Source organism: Caulobacter sp. P1_D6, assembly GCF_056406095.1.
In genome coordinates this window covers 1-21,662 of record NZ_JBFUAW010000012.1, presented here as the reverse complement: position 1 = coordinate 21,662, position 21,662 = coordinate 1, and the positions used below count along the sequence as shown (strand labels likewise).

Sequence of the window (21,662 nt, the reverse complement as noted above, 5' to 3'; positions counted from 1 at the left end):
TCCGAGCCGCCGGGGCATAGTATATACTCGGTATATACCGGAGGCCGTCATGGGCATCTTCATCAAGAACCCCGAGACCGAACGCAAAGCGCGCGAACTAGCGCAGCTTCGCGGTTCGAGTTTGACCGCAGCGGTGGATCAAGCGCTGGACGAAGCCCTGAAGTCCGCGAATGTAGCGCCTCCTCGCAAACGCAGTCTGGAGGAAATCCGCGCGGCCACCGACCGGTTTCGTAAGGCCACGGGACTCGATCAGTTACCGTCTACGCCCATCACCAAGGCCGAGTGGGACGCGCTTTGGCCAACCGGCATCCCTGAAATCGACAATCTGTGATCGTCGTCGTCGATGCATCCGCCCTTGTCGCCATGGCACTGGCAGAGCCCGAACGCGCGGCTTTTGAGGCCGTGATCGCCGACGCTACAGTCCTGCTCGCCACGCCCGTGAACCTGATGGAGGCCGGCCTCGTTCTCGTGCTGCGCGAGCGACGTTTCACGGCCGTCGAATATCACCGATGGCTCGACGACTTGAACATCACGTCGTCTGATCTGGCGGGCGAACCCGACGCGCTCGACGCCTATATTCGCTGGGGCAAAGGGGTGCACAGGGCAGCGCTCAACATGGGCGACTGCTTCGCCTACGCCCTGGCCAAGCAACTGGACGCCCCCCTGCTCTACAAGGGCGACGACTTTCCGCTGACCGACGTCCGCTCGGCGCTGGACGTCTAGCTCGCCGCCGGGTCCGGCATGCCCCGAATGTCGCGCCAGTATTCCTCGGCCACGTCGTCGTCGATCACCGGGGGATCGCCCGCGCCCTTGTAGAGGCGGTCGTCGCCGCCCTTGCGGGCTTTGGCGATCCAGAAGACCTGACCGGTCTGCTGATCGATGAAATTGGCCTTCAGGCCCGAATTGCGCAGGGCCTCGAACGAACGCCCACCGTAGTACAGGGTCTCTCCAGTCTTTGAGAGGCGAACGCGCCCGATCCGCGCCGGCCCGTTCACACCCTTGGACTTGTCCTCGATGTACATGATGCGGAATTTCATCGGCTCTATCCTATGAACCCGGCCGCGCGCCGCAGCCGGTCATTGATCGCTTCGCCCAGGCCTTCGTCCGGGATCGGCGCGACGGCGATGCCGACGGGTTTGGTGCGGTCGGCGGCGCGCAGGTAGGAGAACAGGTTCGCGGCGGCTTCGGCGAGGTCGCCGGAGGGGCTGAGGTTGAACACGCCTTCGCCCTCCGGCCATTCCCCAAACGCCAGGAACGCCTCGCCGGCCTCCGGCGCCGTCGCCTCGATCCGCACCGGGGCGTCGGGGGCGTAGTGCAGGGCCAGGCGGCCGGGCGAGCGCTTGGCGTCGTCGTCGGCCTGCGCCAGCGGACCGACCACGGCCTCCAGCTGGGCGCGGGTGACCGCGCCGGGGCGCAGCAGGCGGACGGGGCCGTCGAGCACGGCGACGACGGTGCTCTCCAGCCCGACCTCGCACGGCCCGCCGTCCAGGGCGGCGGCGGCCTTGTCGCCGGTCTCGGCGAAGGCGTCGTCAAAGGTGGTGGGGCTGGGCCTGCCCGAGCGGTTGGCCGACGGCGCGACCACCGGCCCGCCGAACGCGGCCAGAACGGCGCGCGACAGCGGATGGCCGGGCACGCGGATGGCCACGGTGTCGAGCCCGGCCCGGGCCAGGTCGCAGACGGCGGCGGTGTCGCGGACCGGGGCGACGATGGTCAGCGGTCCCGGCCAGAAGGCGGCGGCCAGGGCCAGGGCGCGGTCGTCGAAGGCGGCGATGCGCGCCGCCGTCGCGGCGTCATGGACATGGGCGATCAGCGGGTTGAAGCGCGGCCGGCCCTTGGCCTCGAAGATCGCCGCCACGGCCGCGGGGTTCGAGGCGTCGGCGCCCAGGCCGTAGACGGTTTCGGTCGGCAGCAGCACGAGCCCGCCGTCGCGGAGGGCGCGCGCGGCCTTCTCGACTTGAGCGGCCGTTACTTCTTCTTGGCCGTGATGGCGAAGCTGACCTTCACCTTGCCGCCGATCTGATCCGTAGACGCCCATTCACCCTGTCCAACCCCGAACGCGGTCCGGTCCAGGGTGGTTACACCGCGCGCCGTGGCCGTGTCGCCGTCGATCTTCAGGGTGAAGGGCAGGCTGACCGGCTTCTTGACGCCGCGCAGCTCCAGCGTCCCGTCGGCGACGAACTTGCCCTCGCCGGTCTTGCGGAACTTGCTGGCGGTGTAGGTCGCCTTGGGATGGGTCGCGGTGTCGAAGAAGTCCCCGCTGGGCAGGCTGCTGTCACGCTGGTCGTCGCCGGTGGCGGCCGAGCCCATGTCGATGCTGACCGTCAGCTTCGAGCGGTCCAGGGCCTCGGGCGAGAACAGGATGTCGGCGGTCCAGCGCTTGAACTGGCCGTCGATGCTGTCGCCGGCCCAGGTGGCCGAGAAGTTCAGGGTCGAGCTCTTGGCCACGGTCCAGGCGACCGGGTCCTTCAGCGCGTTGTCCGGCTCGACCGGCGCGGCGGTTTCGGCCGGCGCGGCGGCGGCCGGAGTGGTCGCGGCGACGGGCGGCGGCGAGGCCGTCGGCGTCTCGGCGACTTCGGCCGGGGCGGCGGGTGCGGGCGCGGCGTGCTTCACAGCCGGCTTGTAGAGGTACCCCGCCGCGACCACGGCGATCAGGCCGGCGGCGGCCAGCCACGCGCGCGGCTCCAGCCAGCCCGGCTTGGCGCCCGGCGCCATGTGGCCCAGCACCTCGTCGCGGTCGAGGATCTGGTGCTTGGCCACCGCGCCCAGGTGCAGGGCCAGCAGCAGGTAGGTGGTCTTGACCAGCAGGCCGTGGCCGTTCTCGCCGATCTCGTGCCACAGGTGCTTGGGACCGGCCGCCAGCTCGGGCAGGAACGGCAGGTGCGGCCAGGGGATCGCGCCGTACAGCACCGTCGGGATGGTCAGCTTGCTGGTCGAGACGATGATCCAGCCCGTGATCGGCAGGCCGATCATGATCACGTAGAACGCCACGTGCACGATCTGCGAGGCGATGGTCTCCCAGCGCGGCTGGGTGGCCGGATGCGGCGGCGGACGGTGGAACAGCCGCCAGGCCAGGCGCGCCAGGCTGAGCAGCAGGATCGTGATGCCGATCGACTTGTGCAGCTGGAAGATGGCGTAGGTGGCCGGCCCCTTGGGCTCGTCGCCCATCCGCCAGCCCAGGATGATCTGGAACAGGATGGCGGCCGCGATCAGCCAGTGCAGGACAACGGCCACCGTGGTGTAGCGGGGAGGACGACCCGCCGCCGAGGCGGTCTCGATAGGCGTCTCGGCGGTCATGGTCGTCCTCGTCTCAAGCTTAAGTCCGGGTCCGAACAAGACGCCCGAACCGATGTCGTTTCCAAGGCCAAGCTAGGGCCTTGGACAGCCTACTTCTTCGGATTGAACTCGGCTTCGATCTCCAGGTCCACGTCGTCGCCGACCAAGCCCTTCAGGTGCGTGAAGCCGAAGTCCGAACGCTTGATCGTGCCGGTTGCCGAGAAGCCCATGATCTGCGAGCCGAACGGCGTCTTGGCGTAGCCGTTGTACTTGACGTCCAGGGTGACCGGCTTGGTCACGCCGCGGAAGGTCAGGTCGCCCGTCAGCTTGCCCGGCTCGACCTTGGTCGAGACGAAGGTGATCTTCGGATACTGGGCGGCGTTGAAGAACTTCGGGTCCGTGCCGATTTCCTTGTTGAAGTCGGGCAGGCCGGTGTCGACGGCGGCGGCGTCGATGCTGATCGACACCTTGGTGTCCAGCGGCTTGGCCGGGTTGTAGTCGTAGGACCCGTCGATCGCTTCGCGGGCGAAGCGGAAGGTGTAGTGCGAGGTGCCGAAGTGCGTGACCTTCATGGTCAGGCTGGCGTGCTTCTTGTCGATCGTCCAGGCGCCGGCCGGGGCCTGGGCCGGATCGGTGGCGGTGGCCTGGGCGGACGCGACGGCCGGCAGGACGGCGACGGGCGCGGCCAGGAGGGCACCGACCAGAAGGGCGGAAGCGAAGCGGCGGTTCATGAGGGACAGTCTCCAAACTGTAATAGCAGCAGTTGCTGAACCCCCAACTTAGGAAGCTTGGCCCGGCGATGAAGGGACCGCGCTTCACGAAGCCGTGATCGGTTCGGCTTTGCATGCCGCGCCGCAGCATCTAAACGAAGTTCACTTGAGCCCGCCGCCAGATCGGACCGTCCCATGACCTACCGCGCGCCCGTCCGCGACCTCGCCTTCGCCCTGAAGCACGTGGCCGGCTTCGATCGCCTGGCGACGGCCTTTCCGGAAGCCGACGCCGACACCGTGGAGGCCGTGCTGCAGGCCGCGGGCGTATTCGCTAGCGAGGTGCTGGCCCCGCTGAACCGAGCCGGCGACCTGGTCGGCGCCAAGCTGGAAAATGGCGTGGTCCGCGCCGCCCCCGGCTTCGCCGACGCCTATCGCCAGTTCGCCCAGGACGGCTGGACCAGCCTGGCGGCCGCGCCCGAGCACGGCGGCCAGGGCCTGCCCAAGACCCTGGAAGTCGCGGTGCTGGAAATGGTCCAGGCCGCCAACATGGCGTTCGGCCTGTGCCCGATGCTGAGCCTGGGGGCCATCGAGGCCCTGACCCATCATGGCTCCCACCGCCAGAAGGCCCTCTACCTGCCCCGGCTGGTGTCGGGCGAATGGACCGGGACCATGAACCTGACCGAGCCCCAGGCCGGTTCGGACCTGGGCGCCCTGACCACGATGGCCACCCCGGACGGCGACGGCGGCTACACCCTGTCGGGGCAGAAGATCTTCATCACCTGGGGCGACCACGACGCCGCCGACAACATCCTGCACCTGGTGCTGGCCCGCACGCCCGACGCCCCTCCCGGCGTGAAGGGCATCTCGCTGTTCCTGGCCCCCAAGGTGATGGTCGACGAGGCCGGCGCCCTGGGCGCGGCCAACGCCGTGCGGGTCGGCGGGCTGGAGCACAAGCTGGGCATCCACGGCTCGCCCACCTGCGTGATGCTGTACGAAGGCGCCAAGGCCGAACTGGTCGGCCAACTGGGCTCGGGCCTGGCCCACATGTTCACGATGATGAACGCCGCGCGGCTGCAGGTCGGGGCGCAGGGTACGGCCATCGCCGAGCGGGCCTACCAGCAGGCCCTGGACTTCTCGCTGGAGCGCACCCAGGGCCGCTCGGCCTGGACCGGCGTCCAGCCCTCGCGGCTGTACGACCATCCCGACATCCGCAAGACCCTGGTGCTGATGAAAGCCAAGATCGAGGCGGCGCGCGGCATCTGCCTGTCGACCGCCGTCGCCGCCGACCTGTCCACCCACGCCGCCACCGAGGCCGAGCGCGCCACCGCCAAGCTGCGCGAGGAGCTGCTGACCCCGATCGCCAAGGCCTGGTCGACCGACGTCGGCGTCGAAGTCGCCTCGCAGGGCGTGCAGGTGCACGGCGGCATGGGCTTCATCGAGGAGACCGGCGCGGCCCAGCACTATCGCGACGCCCGCATCGCCCCGATCTACGAGGGCGCCAACGGCATCCAGGCCATCGACCTGATCGGCCGCAAGCTGGGTCTGTCGGAAGGCCAGGCGATCGGCGACCTGATGGACGACATGCGCGACACCCAGGAAGCGCTCGAAGCCGCCGGCGGCGACCTGGGCGGGGTGGCCCTGCGGTTCAAGGCGGCGCTGGACGCGGTCGGCTCGGCCACGGTCTGGCTGATCGAGCGCCGGGTCCGGGCCATGCCCGACGCCCTGTCCGGCGCCACGGCCTATCTGAAGCTGCTGGGCGACACGGTCGGCGGCTGGATGCTGGCCAAGGGGGCGCTGGCCGAGCCGGCGGGTCTGCGGCTGGCCCTGGCGCGGGTCTATGGCGAGAACGTGCTGGCCAGCGTGCCGGGGCAGGTGGCGGCGGTGACGGGCGGATCGGCGGATTTGGAAGTCGTGACGCCGGAGATGCTGGGGGCCTAACCCCCTCCGGCCCTCCGGGCCACCTCCCCCAGAGGGGGAGAATCTTGGCCGACGCCGCGCCTTCTGGATGCTCCCCCTGGGGGAGCTGTCGCGGAGCGACTGAGGGGGTCTTCCCCGCGCAAAGAAAAAGGGCGGCTCCTCGCGGAGCCGCCCTTCTCATGTCAGAACTCGAAAACCCTACAGCTGACCCAGCATGTAGTCGGCCGACGAAACCTTGAATTCCCCGCCCTCTTCGACGTTCAGGGTCTCGACCACGCCGTCCTTGGCGATCAGCGAGTAGCGCTGCGAACGCAGGCCCATGCCGAACTTGGAGCCGTCGAACTCCAGGCCGATGGCCCGGGTGAACTCGCCGTTGCCGTCGGCCAGCAGCAGCACTTCGTCGGTGATGCCCTGGTCGGCGCCCCAGGCCTTCATCACGAACAGGTCGTTGACCGAGACGCAGGCGATGGTGTCGACGCCCTTGGCTTTCAGGTCCGCGGCCTTCTCCTTGAAGCCCGGCAGGTGCTTGGCCGAGCAGGTCGGCGTGAAGGCGCCCGGGACGGCGAACAGGGCGACCGTCTTGCCCTTGAACAGATCGTCGGTCGTGACCGGGGCCGGGCCCTCGGCCGTGCTGGTCATGAAAGTCGCCGAAGGAAGCTTGTCGCCAACCTTGATCGCCATGTGCGGTGTCCCTGTCCGTTGCCTGAGCTTGAAAGCGCGCAACGGAGATAAAGGCGCCGGAGCCGATCGCCAAGGGAAGGTTGGACTTGAAACCGACGCGTTCCGAACCGATCCTCTTAGGATGGACTCACCTCGCACGGATCACGTAGCCTTCCTCGCCGGACAGATGCTGGTGGCCATGCCCGGCATCGAGGATCCGCGCTTCGAACGCGCCGTGCTCTATGTGTGCGCCCACGACGCCGAGCAGGCCATGGGCCTGGCGGTCAACCGGCCGGTCGAGGGCCTGACCTTGTTCGAGCTGCTCAACAACCTGGGCGTCGCGCCCGAGATCGAGGCCGGCGGCGACCTGGTGATGCTGGGCGGCCCCGTCGAGCGCGAGCGGGGCTTTGTGCTCCACACCGACGACTACGTCTCTCCCGACTCCACGGTGCCGGTGGCCGACGGCCTGGCCCTGACCGTCACCCGCGACGCGCTGGACGCCCTGGGCAGCAAAATCCGCCGCCCCCGCCACGCCATCCTGGCCCTGGGCTATTCCGGCTGGGGTCCCGGCCAACTGGAGCAGGAACTGCGCGATAACGTTTGGTTGATCTGCGACGCCGACGAAGCGCTGCTATTCGGCGACGACTACGACAACAAATGGACAATGGCCTTGGCCAAGATCGGAATCACGGCCGATCATCTTTCGTCCCAAGCCGGTAGAGCTTGAGTAGACGCTACAGCAAATCCCGCGCCGAAACCTCGGGTTCCCGCTGATAATATTGAACGCGTGAAGCGGTTATATTCCGCCACAGTCACGCTGTTGCTTTTCAAGCCGTCACTGGGGGACCCGGCTCGCTCGCGCATGCGGGACGTGTGGTCAGGACAGTGGCATGGCTTACCTGCGTCTCACATCGCCATCGAACGACAACTGGGCGGCCCGGGGCGGGCGCAACCCGCCGCCCGAAAACTGGGGCCAGCGCCGCTACGGCGTGATGCCGCCTCCCAGGCGATCGCTCGGCGGAAACATCCTTCTGGGCATGATCGCCATGCCGCTGGGCGTCTGGGGCCTGTGGCTGCTGCTGGGAACCGAGCCCCCCGAACCCGCGCCCCAGCCCCTGGTCTTCCAGGTGCCGCCCCCTCAAACGCCGCTGGCGGTCGCCGCGGCCGACGCCCAGCGCGGACTGAGGATTGTCCTGACCGCGGACTCCCGGCCCGTGACCCATCCAGAGACCTGGGGCGCCCTGCCCACCGCCGTCAGCGCGCCGGTGGTCGCCTCGCCCCTGGCCGACGCCGCCCCGCCGGAGGACACGGTCGGCTGCCGCGACGCGCCGACCCTGGCGGCCCAGATGACCTGCATCGATCCCGTCCTGCGCGAGGCCGAGCAGCGGATGGCGGCCGCCTATGAGGCGGTGCTGGCCGCCGGGGTCTCTCCGGCCGCGCTGGGACGCTCCCAGGCCCGCTGGCTGACCAGGCGCGACGAGATGGCCCAGGCCTCGCCCGAGGACCTCCTGGCCGCCTACCAGCAGCGGGAGAGCCAGCTTCGCAGTTTCGCGGTGGCGCTGGAGCTGCGGGCGGGGTCGGTGGGAATGCTGACGTCCAAATCCGCCCCCACCACGCCCGTCATCCTCGGACTTGTTCCGAGGACCCCTGCGTCATCTGCCAAGGCGTTGGACGGAGAAGCCTCGACCTAGTCGGATTCTTCCGCGCGGCGGCGCGAGGGGTCCTCGGAACAAGTCCGATGATGACGGCCGGTTTTGTGGTTGGGACTAGCCCCGGGCCTTCACCGGCGCGGCGCCGTCGACATAGGCCTCGTTCAGATAGACCTCGGCCTCCTGCGGCGACAGGGCCGGCGCGTAGCCGAAGCCCTGGCCGTAGTCGCAACCCAGCGATTGCAGGGCGCGGGCCATCTCGGCGTTCTCGACGCCCTCGGCGACGACTTCCAGGTCCAGGTCCTGGCCCAGCTTGACCACCGAGCGGACGATCTTGGCCGAGCCGGCGTTGCTGCCCATGGTCCGCACGAAGTAGCGGTCGATCTTCAGCGTGTCGAACGGCAGGCGCGTCAGGTACGACAGCGACGAGAAGCCGGTGCCGAAGTCGTCCAGCGCCAGGCCGGCGCCGGCTTCGCGCAGGGTCCGCAGGATCACGGCGGCCCGCTCGGGATCGCGCATGATGTCGCTTTCGGTGACTTCCAGCTTCAGGGCGCCGCGCGGCAGGTCGTGCTCCTTGAGCACCTGGCGCACGTCGTGGACCAGGCCGGGCCGGTCGATCTCGCCGGTCGACAGGTTGACGCTGACGGTCAGGGCGCCGACGGCCGGGTGGCTGTCGCGCCATTTTGCCAGCTGCCGGGCCGAGGTGCGCATCATGTGCTCGCCCAACTCGCTCATCAGGCCCATCTCCTCCACCAGCGGGAGGAACTCGTCGGGCGGCAACATGCCGCGACGCGGATGGATCCAGCGGGCCAGGGCCTCGAAGCCCGAAAGGGCGCCGGTCGACAGCCGGACGACCGGCTGGAAGAAGGGGGTGATCTCGCCGCGGCCGATGGCGCCGCGCAGGTCGGCCTCCAGGGCCAGGCGCGACAGGCCGTCGGTCTCCATCGAGCGGCCGTAGGCGGCGGCGCTGCCGCGGCCGTTGGAGGCGGCGGCCTCGACGGCCAGCTCGGCGCGGCGCAGCAGTTCGGCCGCCTCCGGCGCGTCCTCGCCGCCCTCGGCCGAGACGGCGCCGATCGACAGGGTCGGGTGGATGTCGAAGCCGGCCACCCGCAGGGGCTGCTCCAGGGCGTTGCGCAGCAGCTCGGCGGGCTCGAAGCCGGCCGGGTCGCACAGCACCGCGAACTCGTCCTCGCCGATCCGGCCCAGCAGGGCCTCGGACGGGAAGGCGGCGGCCAGGCGCGAGCCCAGGGCGGCCAGCACCAGGTCGGCGCGTTCGTGGCCCAGGGCCTCGTTCAGCCGGCGCAGGCGGTCGACGTCGGCGACGACCAGTTCGTGCACGCCGCTTTTGCCCAACCGCTCGCGGGCCTGGGCGATGAAGCTCTTGCGGTCCAGCAGGCCGGTGAGGGTGTCGCGCTCGGAGGCGGCGAACTTGACCTCGGGGGCGATGACGCCGGCGGCGCGCACGCCGTCTTCCAGCCAGGTTCCGCGCCAGATGCAGATCTCGCCGTTGCGCATGCGCAGGCGGGCGACGATCTCGCTGCCCGGCGGGCGGACCTTGAGGATGTCTTCGGCCTGGGCGCGGTCCTGGGGCAGGGTCAGGGCGCGGAAGGCGGCGGAGGAGCAGTCCGGGGCCAGCGGCCCCAGGCCCAGGGCTCTAGCAGCGCCGTTGACGCGCAGGCGGTCGGCCTCGGGCTCCCAGAGCCAAAGCGCGACTTCGGCGGCGCCCAAGGCCTCGAGCGTGGCCGTGGCGTCCCATACGCGTCGCTGACTGATCTTGAACGACATGCCTTGATCCCGCGCCCGAAGGCGCTGTGTGCGGGTCCGCGCTATTCTGGCGCGACCATCCCGAACAGACGATGATCTCGCCACTCGCCGTTAATTTTCAGATAAGCGGGGGCATATCCCTCTTCGGAGAAGCCGGATTTCAGCAAAACGGCGGCCGAAGGCTCGTTTTCGGGCATGCAGGCCGCCTCCAGCCGGTGCAGCGCCAGCTCGCCGAACGCGAAGTCGATCGCCGCCCGGACCCCGTCCTTCATGTAGCCCTGGCGGGCATGGGGCTGGCCGATCCAGTAGCCCATCACCCCGCACTGGGCGACGCCGCGCCGGATGTGGAACAGCCGCACCCCGCCGATCAGCGCGCCGTCGTCGCGACGGAACATGAAGAACGGAAACGCCTCCCCCACCTCCAGTTCGCGGGCATAGGCGTTGAGCCGGGCGCGGAAGGCCGGACGCGTCAGGTCGTCCTCCGGCCAGGTCGGCTCCCAGGGCCGCAGGAAGGCCGCCGACTGGGCGCGCAGCTCGGCCCAGGGCTTGTAGTCGTGCAGGCGCGGCAGACGCAGGAACACCTTCTCGCCTTCGAGGCGGGGGCCGGTATCGGTCTGGAAGAGGCGAAGGAAGGCGGTCAAGCGGAGCGTTCTCGTTGAGGGGCGCACCTTCGAGCGTCAACGCCTTCGAGGCAATAGGGGCGCGCCGTCGCAGGCCTTCTCCGCCCTGCTTTGGACATCGATGGACGGGACTTTCGGCTTGAGCCTTGTCGTCGGGCGGCAAAAGGGTAGGACACGGGGTTCATGACTCGCACGACGCGTCTTCGACGCCGGACGACAGCCTTCCGCTGACGTCGCGGCCCAAGCGTCGCGGATTTGGGCGACGACGGTTTTTTCGGCGGATGAGACGGCTGACCAAGTTCTATCGGACCAAGCAGAACACCTTCGCCTTTCGCTCTCGACGCGGCTGGTGGATGGCGGGCGCCCTGGTGCTGGCGGCCGGCCTCGGGGCGCTGGGCTGGACGGCGGCCCACCGCTCGCACGCCCCGAAGACCGTCGAGATGGCCGCCGCCCCGGCGACGCCGGCCGTCCTGCCCCTGAAGCCCCAGGATTGGCGCGGCGAGATCGACTATCGCGCCCTGGACGCCCGCATCCGGACGATGATGGCCGACAAGACCATGGAAGGCCTGGCGATCGCCGTGGTCGAGAACGGCCGGCTGTCGTTCGTCCAGGGCTACGGGCTGACCTCGCCGAAGGACGGCGAGAAGATCGACGCCGACACGATCTTCCGCTGGGCGTCGCTGTCCAAGACGGTGGCCGGCACCCTCAGCGCCCGCCTGGCCCGGGACGGGGTGTTCTCGCTCTACGATCCCCTGGGCAAGTTCAACACCAGCCTGCGCCTGCCCGCCGACGCCCAGAACACCCTGACGGTCGAGCAGCTGCTGTCGCAGCGCACGGGCCTGCCCCGCAACGCCTATGACGGCTGGCTGGAGGGCGGGCGGGACCCGAGGATGATCCGCCAGAGCCTGGGGACCGTGCCGCCGCAATGCCCGCCGGGCACCTGCCACAGCTACCAGAACGTCGCCTACGACACGATCCGCGAGGTGGTGGAGACCACTACCCACCGCTCCTACGCCGATGAGGTCCGCCAGCGGCTGTTCCTGCCGCTGGGCATGACCAGCGCCACCATCGGCGTCGAGGGCCTGCGCGACGCCGAGCACTGGGCGCGGCCGTCCCGCTACGGCCGGACCATGCCCGTGGCTGACGCCTATTACCGCGTGCCCGCCGCGGCGGGGGTCAATTCCAACATCGTGGACCTGGCGCGGTGGATGCAGGCCCAGATGGGCCAGGCGCCCGCCGTCCTGCCGGCCCCGGTGCTGGCCGACATCCAGCAGCCGCGCGTCAAGACGGGACGGCCCTACGGCAACTCGCCGCTCGGCCGTTCGCTGGACCAGCCCGGCTACGGCCTGGGCATGCGCAGCTTCATCTACAAGAACCATCGGATGATCGGTCACAGCGGGGCGGTGGACGGCTATCGCTCGACCATGATGTTCGAGCCGGCCACCAAGACCGGCGTGGTCATGCTGTGGAACAGCGAGAGCAGCCTGCCCTTCAAGCTCCAGGCCGAGGTCTTCGACAGCGCCTACCACCAGCCGTTCACCGACTGGCTGCAGCTGAAGGGCGACCGCTCGCCCGCGCCCGCCCCCTGATCCATCAGGAAGCGGGCCGGAGGCCTATTTCATCCTGACGTACGCATACTGCCCCGAGCCGGCCCATTCCCTGGTCCAGTGCGGGGCGACGGCCATGATGTTCGCCGCCGTCGGATAGGCCGCGAACTGCAGGCTGCTGGTCGCGCCTTCCATGGCGAGGTCGAACGCCACCACCCCGTCCGGGCCGGCCTTCCACTTACCCGTCCAGAGGGGCTTCTCGGTGATCTTCTCCACGTAGGTGACCTTGCCGTCGAGCGTGAAGTTGAGGATCGACTTGTTGCGCTTCTGCTCGATCCACAGGCCCAGGACGTCGCGCTCGGCCTTCAGCTGGGCCGGGGTCTTGGCGATCTTCAGGTTCGGCCGGGCCATCGCCGCCATGTTCGGCGTCGGCCTGATGACCGGCCGCAGCGGCTTGGTCGGCAGGAAGGTGGGCGGCGCGTCCGGCGTCGTGGTCGGGGTGACGCCTGGCGGAGGCGGCGCCGGCTCATTGGCGGGCGTCTCGACGGCGGGCACGGAATCGGTCGGGGCCGGCGTCGTCGGGGGAGGCGTCACTGGCGCCGTGGGGGGCGCTGTCGGCGTTTCGGTCTTGGGCGGAGGCGGCTTGTCGGCCTCCTTCTTGTTGCAGCCGGCCATCGCCAGCGCGACGAGGCTCACCGTGATCCAGCGTCCAGTCATGTCATCGCTCCCGGAGGCCCGGCGTCCCTCCGTGAACGGCATTCAAAGCCGGATGCCGCAGCATAACAAGCATGGATTGCATCGCACACGCCTGGCGCGATCGAGGCCCGCCGAGGGTTCCTAGCCCAGCGCCTTCTCGAACACTTCGCCCGCCTTGAGCGCCGCCTTGGCGCCGAGGATGGCGCTGGCGGCCTTGCCGGGGCCCAGGATCATGCGGCCCAGGCGCTGCAGGTCGTCGACGGTGACCGCGTCGACCGCCTCGGCCAACTCGGCGGGCGTGTAGAGCCGGTCGAACATCAGGGCCTGGCCGGCCGCCTGCTCGGCGCGCGACAGGGGCTGTTCGCGGGCCATGAACATGTGGGCCTTCAGCTGGGCCTTGGCGCGGGCCAGTTCGGCGTCCTCGATCCGCGCGGCCAGCAGGGCGATCTGCTCGGCGCAGACCTTGGCGGTCTCGGCCGCGTCGTCCGCAGCGCAGCCGGCATAGACCCCCAGGGCCCCGGCGTCGGCGTAGGTGTCGGCATAGGCGTCGATGTTGTAGGCGAGGCCCCGCTTCTCACGGGCCTCCTGGAACAGTCGTGACGACATCCCCCCGCCCAGGGCCTCGGCGAAGATGCGCAGGGCGAAATAGTCGTCCTCGCGGGCGCTGACGGCCGGCAGCATGAACACCAGGTGCGCCTGCTCCAGCTTGCGGGCCTGGCTCTTGCGGCCGCCGATGAAGCCAGCCGGATCGGAGGCCAGGGCCCCGTTGGCGGCGGGCATCGACCCGAACTCGCGGCGGGCCAGGTCCAGCACCTCGTCCAGCTCGACCGCGCCCGAGCAGCTGACGATCAGCCGGTCGGCGGCGTAGAGCTGGCCGCGCCAGTGCGACAGGCCCTCGACCGTGGCCGAGTTGACGCTGTCGACCGTGCCCAGGATCGGCCGGGCCAGCGGATGGTCGCCCCAGGCGGCGGCCTGGACCAGGTCGAAGACGTAGTCGTCGGGGGCGTCGGCGGCCTCGGCGATCTCCTGGGCCACCACCTGCTTCTCGCGGGTCAGGTCGCCCTCGTCGAGCGTGGGCCGCAGCACCAGGTCGCTGAGCACGCCCATGCCCAGGTCCAGCCCGCCCTTCAGGGCGCGGACCTGGAAGCTGGTGCGCTCATAGCCGGTGGCGGCGTTGATCTGCCCGCCCTCGGCCTCGATCACCTCGACGATGTCGCGCGAGCTGCGCTTGCCCGCGCCCTTGAACACCATGTGCTCCAGCAGGTGCGACCAGCCGGACCGCGCCGGATCCTCGTAGGCCGCGCCGCGACCGGCGACGACGGAGAGGGCGATGGTCTCCAGGCCCGGCATCGGGTCATGGACGACGCGGACGCCGTTTTCGAGGGTGTGGAGGGTGGTGGGGTTTGTCATCTGCCCACGCACATAGCGGGGCGAGGGCCATGGCGCCAGTGTGGCCGATCGCCGGATCGGGGACATGCCCTTGCGGCGTGTCTCCTCGTCGGTCGCCGAGGTTCTCGTTCCGCAACTTCAGGGCCGAGGTGGGGACACGCCACAAGGGCATGTCCCCCGACTTCGTCAGCTCGCCGCGAACTCCCGCACGAAGGCCTTCACCGTCTCGGCGTCGGCGGGCAGGCGGTCGAACTTTTCGGGCTTCCTGGACAGGTCCGGCGTGGCGCGCGGGGTGGCGGGGACGACGCCGGCGGCGGCGGCGACGGCTTCTGGGAACTTGGCCGGGTGGGCGGTGGACAGCACCACGACCGGGGTCGTCGGATCGGCCAGGCGCAGGGTCGCGGCGGCGGCGACGCCAACGGCGGTGTGCGGGTCGATGACCTCGCCGGTCTCGTTCAGGGTCGACAGGATGGTCTTGGCGGTGTCGGCCTCGCTGACCGACGCGCCCTGGAACAGCTCGCGCATCTTGGCGTGGGCGCTGGGCGGGATGTCCAGCATGCCCGTGCCGGCGAAGGCGCGGAACGCCCGGCCGGTCTCGACCCCGTCACGGCCGACGGCCTCGAAATACAGGCGCTCGAAGTTGGAGGCGACCTGGATGTCCATGGCCGGGCTCTGGGTGGCGGCCACCGCGCCGCGTGCGTAACGGCCGTCCTCGAAGGCGCGGGCCAGGATGTCGTTGGAGTTGGTCGCGGCCACGATGCGGGCGATCGGCAGGCCCATGCGGGTGGCGACATAGGCGGCGTAGGCGTCGCCGAAGTTGCCGGTCGGCACCACGAAGGCCACCTTGCGGGCCGGGGCGCCCAGGGCGACGGCGGCGGTGAAGAAATAGACGCTCTGGGCGGCGATCCGCGCCCAGTTGATCGAGTTGACGCCCGACAGGTCGACGGCGTGGCGGAACTGGTCGTCCTGGAAGGCCTGCTTGACGATGGCCTGGCAGTCGTCGAACGAGCCCTGGATCGAGACGCAGGCGACGTTCTTGTCGATCGCCGTGGTCATGAACCGGCGCTGGACCTCGCTGATCCGGCCTTCGGGGAACAGGGCCACGATGCGGGCGTGCGAGCGGCCGCGGAAGGCCTCGACGGCCGCGCCGCCGGTGTCGCCCGAGGTGGCGCAGATGATGGTCATGGTCCGCGACTGGCGCGACAGCACATAGTCGTACAGCCGCCCGAGCAACTGCATCGCCACGTCCTTGAAGGCCAGGGTCGGGCCGTGGAACAGCTCCAGCAGGTGACGGCCGGGCGCCAGCTGCTTCAGCGGCGCGACGGCGGCGTGGGCGAAGGAGGCGTAGGCCTCGTCGCACATCTCGCGCAGGTCCTCGGCCGGCAGGTCATCGCCGACGAACTTGCCGATCACCGTGGCGGCGACCTGGGCGTAGGGCTGGCCGGCGAAGGCGCCGATCTCTTCAGGCGTGAAGGTCGGCCAGCGCTCGGGCACGTACAGCCCCCCGTCCGGGGCCAGGCCGGCCAGGACCGCGTCCAGGAAACCGATCGACGGGGACTCACCCCGCGTGGAGACGTAGCGCATCAGGATCTCATCTTCCGCCAGAGCATGGCGGCATAGATAAACAGGAGGGTTACGGCAAGACCGAACCACGTAAGCGCGTATTCCAGGTGCCGATTGGAAATTTCTGCCGGAAGCGGCGCGGGGGTGACGCCGGGCGGAACGGGGGTCGCGGACTCGACCATCAGGATGTAGGGCGCGGGCTTGTAAGCGGCGAAGCGGGCCACCGTCGCGGCGCGGTCGCCGCCCAGCGACTTGGGGGCCATCAGCACGCCGACGGCTTGGGCCGGGGCGGCCATGGCGACCGGCGCGGGGGCCGGCTGGCCGGTCAGGGCCGGGACCACGCCCAGGTCCAGCAGGATCGCGCCGTAACCGGCTGCGGACGTCCGGCAGATAGCGGTCGCGCGCCAGACGATGTCGCCGTCGCGCACGCCGTAGACCAGCGGCAGGGTCTCGGCCTTGTCGGGCGTGCAGGTCACAGAGACGCGGGTCCAGGAGGCGTCCTCGCCCTTGGCGGCCAGCACCGTGGCCAAGGGTTGGGCGGGGGCGGTCTTCAGGGCCTCGATCCGGGCCAGCAGGTCTTCCTTCCAGGCCAGGCGCTTGACCTGCCAGCCGCCCAGCACGCACAGGATGGCGAAGGCGATCAGGGTGGCGATCGTCAGGCCGATGGGGAAGCGGCGGTCCTTGGGGCCCCCGTCCTGCTGAGAAGAAACGTCAGACATCGTGGCGGCCGGCCTCGGAGGCGTTGTTGGCGATATGGGCGGCGACCATCAGGCCCTTGGCCGGCCGCATCAGGCCCAGGCACGCCGCCAGGGTGATCGGCAGCCAGACCACCAGCAGCAGCCAGGCGGGCCAATTGAAGGCGAACATCGAGAACAGCGCCCCGAAGGCGCACAGGAAGCCGGCGATCAGGATCACGAAGGTCGAAGCGCCGTCGCCGGTCTCGTGGGCGCCCAGGTCGAAGCCGCAGGCCTCGCAGGTCTCGCTGACCTTCAGGAACCCGTCGAACAGCATCCCCTCGCCGCAATGCGGGCAGCGGCCGGTCGCGCCGGCCAGGTAGGGGTTCACGTTAGCCATCGACCGATCCTTACACCCGCCGCCGTCGCACGAGGGAAAGCCAAAATGAAAAAGGCCCGGAACACCATCTGGCGTTCCGGGCCCCCTCGAAGCGGATGGTCTAGTGCGGCGAGCCGCCGAAGACCACGTAGACGAAGGCGAACAGGAACAGCCAGACCACGTCCACGAAGTGCCAGTACCAGGCGGCGGCCTCGAAGCCGAAGTGCTGCTTGGGGGTGAAGGCGCCGTTCATCAGCCGGATCAGGCAGACGATCAGGAACAGGGTGCCGACGAACACGTGGAAGCCGTGGAAGCCGGTGGCCAGGAAGAAGGTCGAGCCGTAGAGGCCCGAGTTCGCCGCGGCTTCCGAGTAGAACAGGTGCTCGTGGTTGATGTGGCTGTACTCGTACACCTGGATGCAGGTGAACAGCGCGCCCAGCAGGATGGTCAGGATCAGGCCCCACTTGGCGCCCTTGCGGTCGCCTTGCTGCAGCGCATGGTGCGACCAGGTGATGGTCGTGCCCGACAGCAGCAGGGTCAGGGTGTTGACCAGCGGCAGGTGCCAGGGCGAGACGGTCTCGACGCCGGCGGGCGGCCAGGTGGCCCAGGCGGCGCGGACTTCCTCGATGCCCGACAGGGTGCGGTGATGGTGGAACAGGGCCATCTCGAAGAAGATCCAGAACCACGCCACGAAGAACATCACTTCCGAGGCGATGAACAGCACCATGCCGTAGCGCAGGCCGATCGAGACGACGGGGGTGTGGTCGCCGGCGTTGGCTTCCTTCACCACGTCGCGCCACCAGCCGAACATCGTGTAGAGCACGCCGGCGAAGCCGGTCGCGAACAGCCACCACTGGCCCTTCTCGATGCCGAAGACGCCGCCCTTGATCCAGGCGATCAGGCCGATGGCCATGATCGTGGCCGAGGCCGAGCCGACGAACGGCCACGGGCTGGGGGGCAGGATGTGATAGTCGTGTTTGACGGCGCCGTGGGCCATGTGCGTGCTAACCCTTTAATCCCTCGAAGCGCATCGACCCGGTTCCCCCTGCCGACGCGCTGTGTTTGAAACGCTATAGCGCCCTCGGCGGCTTGCCGCCAAGGGGTTCGACGATACGGGGCGTCGTCGCCGCCTGTTTGCTCCCGGCCGCGTCCTCGACCGCCGGGAAGAACGTGTAGGAGAGCGTGATCTCCGACTTCCCCTTGGTCTCCGGATCGGTCGCGAAGCCGGGGTCGACGAAGTAGACGACCGGGAACTCGACCGTCTGGCCGGGCTGGATCGTCTGGCTGGAGAAGCAGAAGCATTCCAGCTTCTGGAAGTAGGGCCCGGCCTGCTCGGGGACGACGTTGTACATCGCCCGGCCGGTCAGCGGCTTGTCGCTGGTGTTGGTCACCTTGAAGAAGGCCAGGCCGGTGTCGCCGATCCGAATGTCCTGGCTGACCTGCATGGCCTGGAAGTCCCAGGGCAGGTTGCGGACGTTGGCGTCGAATCGGATCTCGACCTTGCGGTCCAGGATCTTGGTCGGCTTGGCCACGGCCTTGCGCACCGTGCCGTCGAAGCCGGTGGCCTGGCAGAACAGCTTGTACAGCGGGACGGCGGCATAGGCCGCGCCGACCATGCCGAAGAAGGCCACGCCGCAGATCGCCGCCACCTTCAGGTGGCCGCGCCCCTTCGGCCGGGGCCCGGCGCCGACCAGGTTGTCGGCCTCGATCTTCGCCCGATCTTCCGGAGAAAGAATGGCTTCCGGCGACACGTCGTCCTTAAAAGTGGGGGCCAACATTGCCTCCCAGCTTCACGACGGTGACCACGAACACCAGGATGACGAACGCCGCCAGGCCCAGGCCCAGGGCGATGTTGCGGCCGCCGCGCGCCTTGGCGGCGGGATCAAGATCCTTACGGCTCATAGCGGCAGCTCCAGGACTTTCAGGCCCAGCACAGCCTCGGCCAGCAGGGCGGCGAACAGGGCGAACAGATAGAGGATCGAGAAGGCGAACAGGTTGCGCGCGTGGCGCGCATCGCCCACCGGCTTGCCGCGCTTGGCCGCCGTTTCGCCCACTTCGTAGAGGTCGCGGTCGGCGGGGCGCGGGTCGGCGGCGTCGCCGGCGGTGCTGGCGAACACCCGCCAGGCCAGGGTCAGGAACACCAGGCCGCCCAGGCCCGACACCGCCAGGTACAGCCAGCCGCCCAGGCCGGTGAACACCGGCGCGATGCAGACCGGGATCAGGATCAGGCTGTAGATCAGGATCTGGCGGCGGGTTTCCTTGGCTCCCTTGACGACGGGCAGCATCGGCACGCCGGCCTTGGCGTAGTCGGTGCTGATGTAGAGCGACAGGGCCCAGAAGTGCGGCGGCGTCCACAGGAAGATCACCAGCACCATCAGCCAGGCGTTCAGCGGCGCGTGGCCCGTGGCCGCGGCCCAGCCGATGGCGGGCGGCAGGGCGCCGGCCAGGCCGCCGATGACGATGTTCTGGGCCGTCCAGCGCTTGAGCCACATGGTGTAGACCACGGCGTAGAAGACGATGGTGAAGGCCAGCAGGCCGGCGGCCAGCCAGTTGATCGCCATGCCCATCAGCAGCACCGACAGCAGGCTCAGCACCACGCCCAGGGTGGCGGCTTCCTCGCCCTTGACCAGGCCGGCGGGCACCGGACGGCCGCGCGTGCGGCGCATCTTGGCGTCGATGTCGGCGTCGTACCACATGTTCAGCGCGCCCGAGGCCCCGGCCCCGACGGCGATGCAGAACACCGCCACCGCGCCCAGCAGCGGATGGATCGGCGTGCGGGCGGCCAGGAGGCCCGTGAGCGCCGTAAAGACGACGAGCGACATCACGCGCGGCTTCATCAGCTGGAAGTAGTCCTGCCAACGGGCGTGGCGGACCGTGGCGGTCGCCTCGTCGTCGGGGGTCAGGACAGTGGTGCGGGCCATTTTACTTAAGGGTCTTCAGGTCTTGATGGGCGAAGGGCGCGGGCTGGATTTCTCATCCGGCCCGCGCCCCCGCGTTTTGCGTCTCTAGTCTACTAGACTCAGTGGCTGTCGGCCTTGATGACCGGCGGATCGCTGAACTGGTGGAACGGCGGCGGCGAGGACAGGGTCCATTCCAGGGTGGTGGCGCCTTCGCCCCACGGATTGGCCTCGGCCTTGCGGCGACGGATGGCGGCTTCCAGCAGGATCACCAGGAACACCACCACGCCCACGGCGGTGATCGCGTAGCCGATCGACGAGACGTGGTTCCACAGGGTGAAGGCGTCCGGATAGTCGACATAGCGGCGCGGCATGCCCTGCAGGCCCAGGAAGTGCTGCGGGAAGAAGATCAGGTTGACGCCGACGAACATGATCCAGAACTGCACGCAGCCCAGGAACTCGTTGTACTTCACGCCCCACATCTTCTCGAACCAGTAGAAGAAGCCGGCGAAGATGGCGAACACCGCGCCCAGCGACAGCACGTAGTGGAAGTGGGCGACGACGTAGTAGGTGTCGTGCAGGCTGTAGTCGATGCCGGCGTTCGACAGGACCACGCCGGTCACGCCGCCGACGGTGAACAGGAAGATGAAGCCGATCGCCCACAGCATGGGCGTCTTGAAGCTGATCGAACCGCCCCACATCGTGGCGATCCACGAGAAGATCTTCACGCCGGTCGGAACCGCGATGACCATCGTCGCGGCCACGAAGTAGGCGCGCAGGTTGATGCTCATGCCGACGGTGTACATGTGGTGCGCCCACACGATGAAGCCGACGAAGCCGATGGCGACCATGGCGTAGGCCATCGCCAGGTAGCCGAAGATCGGCTTCTTGGAGAAGGTCGAGACGATGTGGCTGATGATGCCGAAGCCCGGCAGGATCAGGATGTACACTTCCGGGTGGCCGAAGAACCAGAACAGGTGCTGGAACATGACGGGGTCGCCGCCGGCGGCCGGGTCGAAGAAGTGGGTGCCGAAGTTGCGGTCGGTCAGCAGCATGGTGATGGCGCCGGCCAGGACGGGCAGCGACAGCAGCAGCAGGAAGGCGGTGATCAGCACCGACCAGGCGAACAGCGGCATGCGGTGCAGGGTCATGCCCGGCGCGCGCATGTTGAAGATCGTGGTGATGAAGTTGATGGCGCCCAGGATCGACGAGGCGCCGGCCAGGTGGAGGGCCAGGATCGCCAGGTCCATCGACGGGCCGGTGTGGCCGGTGGTCGACAGGGGCGGATAGATCGTCCAGCCGCCGCCGAAGCCCTTGCCCGGGCCGCCGTCGACGAACATCGAGGTCAGCAGCAGCACCCAGGCGGCGACCAACAGCCAGAACGAGATGTTGTTCATCCGCGGGAAGGCCATGTCCGGCGCGCCGATCATGATCGGCACGAACCAGTTGCCGAAGCCGCCGATCATCGCCGGCATGACCATGAAGAAGATCATGATCAGGGCGTGGGCGGTGACGACGGCGTTGTAGCCGTGCTTGGACTGCTCGATCAGGCCCATCAGGCTGATCGACGAGTTGGGGCCGAAGATCTGGATGCCCGGTTCGGCCAGCTCCCAGCGGATCAGGCCCGAAAGCGCGCCGCCCACCAGGCCCGCCATGATGGCGAACAGGATGTAGAGGGTGCCGATGTCCTTGTGGTTGGTCGAGAAGAACCAACGCTGGAAGAACGGCGGCTTGTGGTCGGCGTCGTCGTGCCCAGCACCGTTATGGGCGTCGTGATGATCGATGTCAGCGGCGTGAGCCATCGGACTTAATCCTGCAATCGTATCTTAGGCCGCCGGCGCGGCGGGAGCCGCGGCCGGAGCGGAAGCGGGGGCGGCGGCCGGCGTCGTCGCTGCCGGGGCGGCGGTCGCGGGGGCCGGAGCGG

At 69.1% G+C, this 21,662-nt stretch carries 23 protein-coding genes; 6 read left to right on the top strand and 17 right to left on the bottom strand.

Translation table 11 applies throughout. The features are described 5' to 3' along the window. Positions 1-49: 49 nt before the first annotated feature. Together AC1DYP_RS08805 and AC1DYP_RS08800 are read left to right on the top strand one after the other, a co-directional pair. Positions 50-331, top strand: a complete 282-nt coding sequence (locus tag AC1DYP_RS08805; RefSeq protein ID WP_477046009.1) for a type II toxin-antitoxin system VapB family antitoxin — start codon at positions 50-52, stop codon at positions 329-331. Next, positions 328-723 (top strand): type II toxin-antitoxin system VapC family toxin, encoded by a 396-nt coding sequence (locus AC1DYP_RS08800; RefSeq protein WP_477046008.1) that lies wholly within the window; start codon positions 328-330, stop codon positions 721-723. The genes AC1DYP_RS08805 and AC1DYP_RS08800 overlap by 4 nt, the downstream gene beginning before the upstream one ends. Here the strand turns inward: AC1DYP_RS08800 and AC1DYP_RS08795 are convergent. The 4 genes from AC1DYP_RS08795 to AC1DYP_RS08780 all read right to left on the bottom strand — a co-directional run bounded on the left by AC1DYP_RS08795 (position 720) and on the right by AC1DYP_RS08780 (position 4,004). After that, a complete protein-coding gene (locus AC1DYP_RS08795; protein WP_477046007.1) occupies positions 720-1,037 on the bottom strand; it encodes a 1-deoxy-D-xylulose-5-phosphate synthase in 318 nt (105 codons plus the stop codon). The genes AC1DYP_RS08800 and AC1DYP_RS08795 overlap by 4 nt on opposite strands. Before the next feature lie 5 nt (positions 1,038-1,042). Next, on the bottom strand, positions 1,043-2,035 hold the full coding sequence (locus AC1DYP_RS08790; RefSeq protein WP_477046006.1) for an L-threonylcarbamoyladenylate synthase: 993 nt from the start codon (positions 2,033-2,035) through the stop codon (positions 1,043-1,045). Beyond that, the gene (locus AC1DYP_RS08785; RefSeq protein ID WP_477046005.1) at positions 1,966-3,294 is read right to left on the bottom strand and encodes a YceI family protein; all 1,329 of its coding nucleotides are present in this window, start codon (positions 3,292-3,294) and stop codon (positions 1,966-1,968) included. Before AC1DYP_RS08785 ends, AC1DYP_RS08790 begins: the two co-directional genes overlap by 70 nt. A gap of 89 nt (positions 3,295-3,383) precedes the next feature. Further along, the gene (locus AC1DYP_RS08780; RefSeq protein ID WP_477032730.1) at positions 3,384-4,004 is read right to left on the bottom strand and encodes a YceI family protein; all 621 of its coding nucleotides are present in this window, start codon (positions 4,002-4,004) and stop codon (positions 3,384-3,386) included. Between the two features lie 174 nt (positions 4,005-4,178). On the opposite strand from AC1DYP_RS08780, the gene AC1DYP_RS08775 reads away from it, so the two are divergent. Then, on the top strand, positions 4,179-5,921 hold the full coding sequence (locus tag AC1DYP_RS08775; RefSeq protein WP_477046004.1) for an acyl-CoA dehydrogenase: 1,743 nt from the start codon (positions 4,179-4,181) through the stop codon (positions 5,919-5,921). A gap of 177 nt (positions 5,922-6,098) precedes the next feature. Here the strand turns inward: AC1DYP_RS08775 and AC1DYP_RS08770 are convergent, their stop codons facing one another. Continuing rightward, a complete protein-coding gene (locus AC1DYP_RS08770; RefSeq protein WP_056435751.1) occupies positions 6,099-6,581 on the bottom strand; it encodes a peroxiredoxin in 483 nt (160 codons plus the stop codon). Positions 6,582-6,702: 121 nt separating this feature from the next. On the opposite strand from AC1DYP_RS08770, the gene AC1DYP_RS08765 reads away from it, so the two are divergent. Both AC1DYP_RS08765 and AC1DYP_RS08760 read left to right on the top strand, forming a co-directional pair. After that, positions 6,703-7,287, top strand: coding sequence for a YqgE/AlgH family protein (locus AC1DYP_RS08765; RefSeq protein ID WP_477046003.1), 585 nt, complete (start codon positions 6,703-6,705; stop codon positions 7,285-7,287). A 163-nt stretch (positions 7,288-7,450) separates the two neighbouring features. Continuing rightward, positions 7,451-8,251: a lysozyme inhibitor LprI family protein gene (locus tag AC1DYP_RS08760; RefSeq protein ID WP_477046002.1), complete on the top strand. Its 801-nt coding sequence runs from the start codon at positions 7,451-7,453 to the stop codon at positions 8,249-8,251. A gap of 75 nt (positions 8,252-8,326) precedes the next feature. Here AC1DYP_RS08760 and AC1DYP_RS08755 read toward each other — a convergent pair whose 3' ends face one another. Together AC1DYP_RS08755 and AC1DYP_RS08750 are read right to left on the bottom strand one after the other, a co-directional pair. Beyond that, positions 8,327-9,994, bottom strand: coding sequence for a putative bifunctional diguanylate cyclase/phosphodiesterase (locus tag AC1DYP_RS08755; protein ID WP_477032734.1), 1,668 nt, complete (start codon positions 9,992-9,994; stop codon positions 8,327-8,329). Positions 9,995-10,035: 41 nt separating this feature from the next. After that, positions 10,036-10,614 (bottom strand): GNAT family N-acetyltransferase, encoded by a 579-nt coding sequence (locus AC1DYP_RS08750; protein WP_477032735.1) that lies wholly within the window; start codon positions 10,612-10,614, stop codon positions 10,036-10,038. A gap of 260 nt (positions 10,615-10,874) precedes the next feature. Between AC1DYP_RS08750 and AC1DYP_RS08745 the strand changes: the two genes are divergently transcribed. Then, a complete protein-coding gene (locus tag AC1DYP_RS08745; protein ID WP_477046001.1) occupies positions 10,875-12,182 on the top strand; it encodes a serine hydrolase domain-containing protein in 1,308 nt (435 codons plus the stop codon). Positions 12,183-12,206: 24 nt separating this feature from the next. Here AC1DYP_RS08745 and AC1DYP_RS08740 read toward each other — a convergent pair whose 3' ends face one another. The 10 genes from AC1DYP_RS08740 to ctaD all read right to left on the bottom strand — a co-directional run bounded on the left by AC1DYP_RS08740 (position 12,207) and on the right by ctaD (position 21,540). Then, entirely contained in the window at positions 12,207-12,857 is a 651-nt protein-coding gene (locus tag AC1DYP_RS08740) for a hypothetical protein (protein WP_477046000.1), read from the bottom strand. Between the two features lie 120 nt (positions 12,858-12,977). Continuing rightward, positions 12,978-14,246: a M16 family metallopeptidase gene (locus AC1DYP_RS08735; protein WP_477045999.1), complete on the bottom strand. Its 1,269-nt coding sequence runs from the start codon at positions 14,244-14,246 to the stop codon at positions 12,978-12,980. Between the two features lie 165 nt (positions 14,247-14,411). Next, the gene (thrC, locus tag AC1DYP_RS08730; RefSeq protein WP_477045998.1) at positions 14,412-15,809 is read right to left on the bottom strand and encodes a threonine synthase; all 1,398 of its coding nucleotides are present in this window, start codon (positions 15,807-15,809) and stop codon (positions 14,412-14,414) included. Beyond that, a complete protein-coding gene (locus tag AC1DYP_RS08725) occupies positions 15,809-16,507 on the bottom strand; it encodes an SURF1 family protein (protein ID WP_477045997.1) in 699 nt (232 codons plus the stop codon). The genes thrC and AC1DYP_RS08725 overlap by 1 nt, the downstream gene beginning before the upstream one ends. Further along, complete coding sequence (locus AC1DYP_RS08720) at positions 16,500-16,862, bottom strand: DUF983 domain-containing protein (protein ID WP_477045996.1); 363 nt, start codon at positions 16,860-16,862, stop codon at positions 16,500-16,502. The genes AC1DYP_RS08725 and AC1DYP_RS08720 overlap by 8 nt, the downstream gene beginning before the upstream one ends. 100 nt (positions 16,863-16,962) lie before the next feature. After that, positions 16,963-17,838 (bottom strand): cytochrome c oxidase subunit 3, encoded by an 876-nt coding sequence (locus AC1DYP_RS08715; RefSeq protein WP_477032742.1) that lies wholly within the window; start codon positions 17,836-17,838, stop codon positions 16,963-16,965. Between the two features lie 73 nt (positions 17,839-17,911). Beyond that, positions 17,912-18,550, bottom strand: a complete 639-nt coding sequence (locus tag AC1DYP_RS08710) for a cytochrome c oxidase assembly protein (protein WP_477046082.1) — start codon at positions 18,548-18,550, stop codon at positions 17,912-17,914. Between the two features lie 49 nt (positions 18,551-18,599). Continuing rightward, complete coding sequence (locus AC1DYP_RS08705; RefSeq protein ID WP_018061469.1) at positions 18,600-18,743, bottom strand: hypothetical protein; 144 nt, start codon at positions 18,741-18,743, stop codon at positions 18,600-18,602. Next, a complete protein-coding gene (gene cyoE / locus AC1DYP_RS08700; protein ID WP_477045995.1) occupies positions 18,740-19,762 on the bottom strand; it encodes a heme o synthase in 1,023 nt (340 codons plus the stop codon). Before cyoE ends, AC1DYP_RS08705 begins: the two co-directional genes overlap by 4 nt. 98 nt (positions 19,763-19,860) lie before the next feature. Continuing rightward, entirely contained in the window at positions 19,861-21,540 is a 1,680-nt protein-coding gene (gene ctaD / locus AC1DYP_RS08695; protein ID WP_477045994.1) for a cytochrome c oxidase subunit I, read from the bottom strand. Positions 21,541-21,662 lie beyond the last annotated feature (122 nt).